Origin of the sequence: Saccharomonospora iraqiensis subsp. paurometabolica YIM 90007 (assembly GCF_000231035.2) — a bacterium.
Classification (GTDB): Bacteria; Actinomycetota; Actinomycetes; order Mycobacteriales; family Pseudonocardiaceae; genus Saccharomonospora; species Saccharomonospora paurometabolica.
Genome location: NZ_KI912228.1, coordinates 62984 through 64500 on the forward strand (window position 1 = coordinate 62984; position 1517 = coordinate 64500).

The following is a 1517-nucleotide window of genomic DNA, read 5'->3' on the forward strand; positions in this document are numbered from 1 at the left end:
CTCGCCGCCTGGGCGGACGGACACGCCCGGTTCCACGCACCGTAGAAGGGGTGCCCGGTCCCCGCCCGCCTCCCCGGCCGTGGCCCGGACGCCGTGGCCGGGGTGGCGGGGCCGGGAGCGGCCGACACGTGCCCCCGAGTCCGCGTCCGCGGGAACGCGCCGGTACCCCGGAACGCGTTTGAGGCCCGGGCCGGTGTCGGTTTGGATGGACCCATGCCGACACACCCGTCCTCCCCGGATCCGCACCCGGGACACCCGCCCGCCGCCCACTCCGTCCACACGCACGACGACATCGACTGGTCCGCCCGGGTCGCCGACCTGCGTCGGCGGGACGACCTCGAACGCGACCGGTACGTCGACGTCGCGGCCCGGTTGACCCGGGATCTTCCCGCTGACGCCGTCGTGGTCGACGTCGGCTGCGGTGCGGGCGGCATGGGCGCGGCGTTGGCGGCGGCGTTACGGGAGCGGGGCGGGGGCACCCTCGTGCTGGTGGACGCCACCGAAGCCCTCCTCGAGGCCGCCCGCGTCACCGTGGCCGGGGCGGGCGGCGACCCGGTGCGGGTGGAGACCGTGCACGCGGACCTCGCCGACGCCGCCTGGCACGCGCACGTACCCGCTGCGGACCTGGTGTGGGCGGCGGGCGTGGTCCACCACCTTCCCGACCAGCAGACCGCCGTCGACGACCTCGCCGGGGTGCTCGCGGAGGGCGGTGTGCTGGCGCTGGCCGAGGGCGGCCTCGAACCGCGGTATCTGCCGTGGGACCTCGGGACCGGCCGTCCGGGCCTGGAGATCCGGGTGGCCGCGGCCCGCGACCACTGGTTCGGGCAACTCCGCGCGGAGATGCCGAACGCCGTCCCGATGCCGTACGGGTGGACCACCGCCCTCACGCGTGCGGGTCTGACCGGCGCGGACTCGTTCGCCTCGGTGACCGAACATCCGCCGCCGCTGCGCGGGGTGGCCCTCGACCATGTACTCGACCACTTCGCCTGGGTCGAACAGAGCCTGGGCGAACACCTGGACGAACAGGACCGCGACACGCTGCGCCGGTTGCTCGACCCGGACAGCGCCGAGCACCTCGGCAGGCGGGACGACGTCGCCGTGTTCGACCTGCGCACGATCCACACGGCGCGTCGCCGCTGACCGCGCCGTGTGGTGGACTCACGCCGCCACACGGGCCGATTCGCCCCGCACCCGCGGTCGTGGGCGGGTGGCCGCGCGGTGGAAGGCACGGACGAGGTCGGCCCGTACGCGGTCGTCGTCCCGGTAAAGGCTGGGCAGCGGGGTACGTACGACGATCACTCCGGCGGCGGTCAGCGCCAGGTGCTCCCGCCGCGGATCGTGGTCCCGCGCCTGGCCCGGCCGGGGCGCGGGCGGGGAACCGTCGCCGGGGTCCGGGCCCGGTGCCGTGAGAACCCAGCCCAGCCCGATCTCGTCCCACCACGCGTCCACCGCCCCGAGACGGCGGCCGTCCGCGTCCCGCACCACCGTGTCCCAGCGGGGCGGCGGGACCGGGCACC

Annotated in this window: 1 protein-coding gene and 1 pseudogene; one reads left to right on the forward strand and one right to left on the reverse strand. The window is 76.2% G+C overall.

The annotated features are described in order from the left end of the window. Positions 1-213: 213 nt before the first annotated feature. Positions 214-1140 (forward strand): class I SAM-dependent methyltransferase, encoded by a 927-nt coding sequence (locus tag SACPADRAFT_RS0209960; protein WP_007027579.1) that lies wholly within the window; start codon positions 214-216, stop codon positions 1138-1140. Positions 1141-1158: 18 nt separating this feature from the next. Here the strand turns inward: SACPADRAFT_RS0209960 and SACPADRAFT_RS32610 are convergent. Continuing rightward, positions 1159-1517: pseudogene (locus SACPADRAFT_RS32610) on the reverse strand (hypothetical protein); the annotation flags it as partial.

Bases quoted from the DNA above. Each gene is read 5' to 3' on its own strand.
- SACPADRAFT_RS0209960 (WP_007027579.1), top strand. From the start codon at position 214: ATGCCGACACACCCGTCCTCCCCGGATCCGCACCCGGGACACCCGCCC.